Source organism: Selenomonas sp. oral taxon 892 str. F0426 (assembly GCF_000468035.1).
Taxonomy (GTDB): Bacteria; Bacillota; Negativicutes; order Selenomonadales; family Selenomonadaceae; genus Centipeda.
Genome location: NZ_KI260535.1, coordinates 250,939 through 257,106 on the forward strand (window position 1 = coordinate 250,939; position 6,168 = coordinate 257,106).

Here is a 6,168-nt window from a genome sequence, read left to right on the forward strand (position 1 = left end):
ACCTCCTTACCTCCATGTACTCACTGTGCATGGATGTCATTTGAGTGCCTCGGCGCCGCCGACAATCTCGTTGATCTCGTTCGTGATGCCCGCCTGACGTACCTTGTTATAGTAGAGGTCGAGCTTTCCGATGAGTTCACCGGCGTTGTCGGTCGCGTTGCTCATAGCATTCATGCGTGAGCTCAGCTCGCTCGCCGCCGATTGGAGGAGCGCCGCATAGATGGTGGTGAACAGGTACTGCGGCAGCAGCGCCCCGAGCACTTCCTCGGCATTCGGCTCATAGATGTACTCTGTATGAATATGTCCGCCCTCCGTGAGCGCCTCGAACGGGAGGAGCTTCACGATCTCGGGCACACACGTGATGGCCGACACAAATCGCGTGTAGACCATATACACTTCCTTCACGCCGCCCGCCTCAAACGCATTGATGACAGTCTTCGTGATGGCCTGTGCATGCACTGCCTGCGGGCGCTCGCTGATGCCAATGCGCTCGCTGACAATATTAAAACTGCGGTTCTTAAAGAAGTCGCGTGCCTTGCGTCCAATGGCAACGATCTCGGTGTTCGCCTTGTCCTCGACGAGGGTCATCGCGGTCTTGAGAGCGTTGCTGGAGTACGCTCCAGCGAGCCCCTTGTCCGCTGCCATCACGAGGATCAGCCGCTTGCCCTCTGCATGCTGCTCGAGGAGCGGATGCGTAACATCCAGAGCAGCAGCCGCCACGCTCCGAATGACCTCAGCGGTCTTTTCGGCATAGGGACGGTTGTTGTTCGCCGCCTCCTTGGCACGGCGCAGACGCGAGGTCGCGACCATGTCCATGGCATTGGTGATCTGCTGGATGCTCTTGACGCTGCGGATGCGACGACGAATATCCTGTAAATTGGCCATATCGTCTCACCTCTCCCCTTACGCTTCTTTGTAGGAGATGGTGTCCTTGAACTCCGCGATTGCTGCTGTGATATCTGCCTCGGTCGCATCGTCAAGCTTCTGCGACTGCGTAATCGCAGCGGCAATCTCAGGATGCGACGCGCGCATGAACTTCAGGAAGTCCGTATGGAACGTGACAACCTTATCCACGGGGATATCTGCCAGATGGCCTCGTACCGCTGTGAAGATAACAAGCACCTGCTCAGCAACAGAGAGCGGACTATACTGCGCCTGCTTCAGCGTCTCGACCATGCGTGCGCCGCGGTCGAGCTGCGCCTTCGTCGCCTTGTCAAGATCCGAGCCGAACTGCGCAAATGCCGCCAGCTCGCGGTACTGTGCGAGATCGAGACGCATCGTACCTGCGACCTGCTTCATGGCCTTGATCTGAGCAGAACCGCCGACACGCGAAACCGAGAGACCGACGTTGATCGCCGGGCGGATGCCCGAGTAGAACGCATCGGTATCGAGCATGATCTGACCGTCTGTGATCGAGATAACGTTCGTCGGAATGTATGCCGAGAGGTCGCCCGCGAGCGTCTCGATAACCGGCAGCGCCGTGATCGAGCCTGCCCCCAGCGCATCGGAGAGCTTCGCCGCACGCTCGAGAAGGCGGGAGTGTAAGTAGAACACGTCGCCAGGATATGCCTCGCGTCCGGGCGGACGGCGCAGGAGCAGCGACATTGCGCGGTATGCAGCTGCGTGCTTGGAGAGGTCATCATAGACGCACAGAGCATGACCGCCCTTGTACATGAAATACTCTGCCATCGAGACACCCGCATACGGTGCGAGATACTGGAGCGGCGCAGAGTCCGCTGCCGTCGCCGCAACGACGATCGTGTAGGCCATCGCGCCTCCGTCCTCGAGCGTCTTCACAACGCGTGCGACCGTTGACGCCTTCTGACCGATGGCGACATAGACGCAGATACAGTTCTGCCCCTTCTGGTTCAGAATCGTATCGACAGCAATCGCCGTCTTGCCCGTACCGCGGTCGCCGATGATCAGCTCGCGCTGCCCACGGCCGATCGGCACGAGCGCGTCAATCGCCTTGAGACCCGTCTGGAGAGGCTCGTGAACACTTTTGCGGTCAGCAATACCAGGTGCCGGCGACTCGATCGGACGGAACTCCTTCGTATCGATGGGGCCCTTGCCGTCGATGGGACGACCGAGCGCGTCCACAACGCGTCCGATCATTGCCTCACCGACCGGCACCTGCATGATGCGGCCCGTGCGCTTTACCGTGTCGCCTTCCTTGATGAGCGTATCGCCGCCGAGCAGAACCGCACCGACGCTCTCCTGCTCCAGGTTCAGCACGAGACCGTAGACATCGTTGCCGAAGTCCAGCAGCTCGCCCGCCATCGCCTTATCCAGCCCATAGATATGGGCAATACCGTCGCCGACCTCAAGAACCGTACCGACATCGTTCACATTCAGATCGACATCATAGTTCTTGATTCGTTCCTTGATTATGGAAGTAATCTCTTCCGGATTCATTTTCATATTTCGCTGTCACCCCGCTAGTTCGCCATTAACTCTGCCGTCATTGCCGCCAGACGCCCCTTGATGCTGCCGTCGATGCGGCGGTCGCCGATGCGCACCACCACACCGCCGATGAGCGAGGGATCGCGGTGCTCGCGTAGCGTTACCTGCTTGCCCGTAATGCGCTCCAGCTTCTCCGTCAGCTCCTTCATCTGCGCAGACGAAAGCTCATCCACCGTCGTGACATCCGCCACGGCGATACCGCGCTTATCGTTCGAGAGCTGGGTAAAGATGGCGGCGATCGCATCGAACACCATCATGCGCCGCTTGTCGATGAGCAGCAGGAGGAAGTTCAGCACCGCCTCACGCAAACCGCCCTCGAACACCTCTTTGATGAGGGACTTCTTGTCCTCCGGACGGATGTTCGGGTTGCAGAGATACGCCTTGAGCTCCGGGCACTCCGTATAGAGACGCTGCACCTTTGCGAGATCCACGCCGTATTCCGGCAGCGCGTCGTCCTCGCAGGCAAGCTCAAAAATCGCGCGTGCGTACTTGCGTGCAAGTTCCATGTTCAGCATGACGCATCACCGATCTTGCTTGCGTCGAGTTTTGCGATGAACTCGCCAATGATGGCATCGTTGTCCTTTGCCTCCAGATTCTTCCGGATGATCTTGCCCGCTGCTGCGAGCGACAGGGCGACAACCTCTGCCTTCAGCTGCTCGACCGCATGGGCGCGCTCGCGCTCTATCTGCAGCTCGGCAGCCTTCTTCATCTGCTCGATCTCACGCTTCGTCGCCTGAATGCTCGCCTCGCGCTCCTCACCGGCGCGCTTTTCCGCCATGTCGACGATCTCCTGTGCCTTCGTACGCGCCGCCGCCAGCTGCGCCTTGTACTCACTCAGCGTCGCCTCGGCAGCAGCCGCATCTGCGTCCGCCTTTTCAATGCTCTCGGCGATCTTCGCCCGGCGTTCATCCATCATGCGAACGATCGGCTTATATGCCACCGCACGCAGAAGTGCAACGAGAATCAGGAAGTTGATGATCTGGACGGGCAGCGTACTGTTGAGATCGATAATCCCTTGAATGGTTTCAACCAATTCCTATGCCCCCTTTGCAAAATCCGTGCAATTCATCGTTTCTTAGTGAATCAGCGGATTTGCATAGAGCATAATCAGCGCAACAACAACCGCAATGATAGCCAGCGCCTCGATCAGACCGACGGAGATGAGGGTGTTCGTGAACAGCGTGTTCTTTGCCTCCGGCTGACGTGCCAGCCCCTCAATGAAGCGGCTCGTGACAAGACCGTCACCGATTGCAGCGCCGACCGCAGCAAGACCCGCCGTAATGCCCGCACCGATCAGAGCAGCAGCTACCATAATTGCGTTTTCCATGAAAATGTCCTCCTTAAAAAATAAACACTACCTCAAAAATTGATGCACGGACGTGCCGCGCACAGATCCTAGTGATCCTCAGTCTTAATCGCACTGCCGATGTATGCCATCGACAGCATCGTGAAGATAAAGGCCTGCACTCCGCCGATAAAGATACTGAAGGCAATCCAGATCACGGACGGAACCGTCGAATAGTTCCCCAGCAGAATCAGCAGAATGTGAATCAGAATCTCGCCCGCCAGAATATTGCCGAATAGACGGAACGACAGCGTAATCGGCTTGGCAAGCTCCTCAACCATGTTGATGATGACGAACGGCGCGAACGGCTGGAAGAAATGACCGATGTAGTGCATTCCCTTCACATAGAGCCCCAACACGTGCGCCATGACAACGACCAGCAGTGCCAGTCCTAATGTGGTGTTCAGATCATTTGTTGGCGATGCCATCGTCGGGATCAGACCAATCCAATTCGACACCAACAGGAACAGGAACAGCGCGACGACCATCATGGACAGGAATCCCCGCCCGCGTTGGCCCATGCTCTCCTCCGCCTGTGCATGAAGCGTCTCAACGATCGTCTCGAGCATCATCTGCCAGTTCGACGTCGGCACAACCTTTAGATTGCGCGTCGCGATCCAACCGATGAAGAGAACGACCACCATCGAGAGCCACGTCATGACAAGGGTCTGCGAATTGAAGGTAAATCCGGCGATCTGCACTGCCTCGCGAACACCGATTTCGTGCATAACCTCTACCTCCCTTGGGGAAAGTCCCCGTTTTGCTTATCGGAACGCATCTCGCGCAGGATCAGGTGCGCCATCATCACGAAGTGCACCAGCAGAAAGCCGCCAACCGCCGCATAGAAATGCTGCACCCCCACCGTACTCGCTGCCCACAGGACAGCAAAGATGAGCGTCAGCATCAACACAAGACCGATCTGCACCTGCCGCCGCCCCGCCGCGACCGAGCCGCGTGAGGCGCGTGAGGCGCGCAGAAGGCGCTGTGCCAGCTGCCAGAAATACAGCGCTGCGGTGAAAGAGCCTGCCAGAAAAGCCAGCATCTGCCCCACCTCTCCCATAAAGAGAAGAGACGGCACACCAAGCGCTGCTGCAATAAGGAGCGACCTGCCGATCTGCCTGAGATACCCCGATAAAAAACTGCTCATATTCCTCCTCCGACTGCTCCCGCGCATAAGAAAACCGGCTCGACATACACAAGGAAAGTCGAGTCGGACGACGGTCGCCGTCATCGTTGAATATCAGTACCCTTAACCATTCGACAAAAAAAATGAAAATCCTTCCACAAGTGTATACATTATACCTGGAAAACTTATTAAAATTTTCCGTCAATAATGGGCAAGGGACAGTGAACACCGCCTCAGCGATTCTCACTGCTTAGTGATTATTATACGGGCTTTTTCTTCTTTCCGCAACCTCATTTTAACCACTTCGCTCATTTTATTATTGTATTGGCCCACACACTCTGCTAAAATGAGGCGAATCGCAGAGAGGAGGGATGCCCGTGACCATCGAGGGAGCCGTCATCATCGAGAAGGGCGTCACCTTCGCCGTCATCCACGTCTCACCCGAAGTGACGCGCTACACCATCAAATCAACACAGACCAGACGGGCACTCATGCGCTTCTTCCCCGGCATGCCGATCATCCTGATGAGCCTCACGAGCGACGGCAAGCCCCAATACTACGGACGCAAAGATATTGTAGCCTTTTTGAACAGCATACGGATCAATCAGATCCCGTGGAAGAAATATCATATAGTGTAGGAATCGCTGATAAAATGAAGTCCGTCAGATTGGCGTAGATTTTTTCGGCCGACGAAGTGCGGGCAAAAAAGATGCGTCAAGATGGCGGTGCTGAATTTATCAGTGCTTCCCTAAGAGACGCAGGCATCTCCCTGCGCTGAGAGGAGGACGCTCCATGAAATACATCTACCCTGCAATCTTCACCGAGGAGAAGGACGGCGTTCTCGTCGACTTCCCCGATCTGCCGAACTGCTACACGGACGGCGCAAATCTCGAGGAGGCATTCGAGAACGCCGAGGACGCGCTCGCTCTTGCGCTCTGGCATCTCGAGGAGGAGCGTGCCGATATACCAGTGCCGTCTGCTCCCGCAGCTCTCACAGTCCCAAAGAGTGCCTCCGTCGCCCTCGTACGCGCGGATACACTGCCCGTACGACAGATGAACGATACGCGCACCGTACGTAAGAACGTCACCCTCCCGGGCTGGATGGACACGCTCGCACGCGAGCATAATATCAACTTCTCCAAGCTCCTTCAAACCGCCATCCGCAGGGAATGCGGCATCGGCGTCTGATAATCGCAACACAAGGGGCTGTTGCACGAACGCCCCTATCGGCTCG

General features: G+C 56.9%; 9 protein-coding genes. 2 read left to right on the forward strand and 7 right to left on the reverse strand.

Features of this window, described 5'->3' with window-relative positions; translation table 11 throughout:
- Positions 1 to 36: 36 nt before the first annotated feature.
- From atpG to HMPREF1992_RS04980, 7 genes are all read right to left on the reverse strand, one after another.
- Entirely contained in the window at positions 37 to 885 is an 849-nt protein-coding gene (gene atpG, locus HMPREF1992_RS04950) for an ATP synthase F1 subunit gamma (protein ID WP_021684772.1), read from the reverse strand.
- A gap of 18 nt (positions 886 to 903) precedes the next feature.
- Positions 904 to 2,421: a F0F1 ATP synthase subunit alpha gene (atpA, locus tag HMPREF1992_RS04955; protein WP_021684773.1), complete on the reverse strand. Its 1,518-nt coding sequence runs from the start codon at positions 2,419 to 2,421 to the stop codon at positions 904 to 906.
- Positions 2,422 to 2,438: 17 nt separating this feature from the next.
- Positions 2,439 to 2,978, reverse strand: a complete 540-nt coding sequence (locus HMPREF1992_RS04960; RefSeq protein ID WP_021684774.1) for a F0F1 ATP synthase subunit delta — start codon at positions 2,976 to 2,978, stop codon at positions 2,439 to 2,441.
- Positions 2,972 to 3,496 (reverse strand): F0F1 ATP synthase subunit B, encoded by a 525-nt coding sequence (gene atpF / locus HMPREF1992_RS04965; RefSeq protein ID WP_021684775.1) that lies wholly within the window; start codon positions 3,494 to 3,496, stop codon positions 2,972 to 2,974. Before atpF ends, HMPREF1992_RS04960 begins: the two co-directional genes overlap by 7 nt.
- Before the next feature lie 42 nt (positions 3,497 to 3,538).
- Positions 3,539 to 3,790, reverse strand: a complete 252-nt coding sequence (gene atpE, locus HMPREF1992_RS04970; protein ID WP_021684776.1) for a F0F1 ATP synthase subunit C — start codon at positions 3,788 to 3,790, stop codon at positions 3,539 to 3,541.
- A gap of 68 nt (positions 3,791 to 3,858) precedes the next feature.
- Positions 3,859 to 4,536 (reverse strand): F0F1 ATP synthase subunit A, encoded by a 678-nt coding sequence (gene atpB / locus HMPREF1992_RS04975; protein ID WP_021684777.1) that lies wholly within the window; start codon positions 4,534 to 4,536, stop codon positions 3,859 to 3,861.
- A 5-nt stretch (positions 4,537 to 4,541) separates the two neighbouring features.
- Positions 4,542 to 4,955, reverse strand: a complete 414-nt coding sequence (locus HMPREF1992_RS04980) for a hypothetical protein (RefSeq protein WP_021684778.1) — start codon at positions 4,953 to 4,955, stop codon at positions 4,542 to 4,544.
- A gap of 356 nt (positions 4,956 to 5,311) precedes the next feature.
- On the opposite strand from HMPREF1992_RS04980, the gene HMPREF1992_RS04985 reads away from it, so the two are divergent.
- Together HMPREF1992_RS04985 and HMPREF1992_RS04990 are read left to right on the forward strand one after the other, a co-directional pair.
- Positions 5,312 to 5,572: a hypothetical protein gene (locus HMPREF1992_RS04985; protein ID WP_037358627.1), complete on the forward strand. Its 261-nt coding sequence runs from the start codon at positions 5,312 to 5,314 to the stop codon at positions 5,570 to 5,572.
- A gap of 154 nt (positions 5,573 to 5,726) precedes the next feature.
- On the forward strand, positions 5,727 to 6,122 hold the full coding sequence (locus HMPREF1992_RS04990; protein ID WP_021684780.1) for a type II toxin-antitoxin system HicB family antitoxin: 396 nt from the start codon (positions 5,727 to 5,729) through the stop codon (positions 6,120 to 6,122).
- The last annotated feature ends 46 nt before the right edge of the window (positions 6,123 to 6,168 follow it).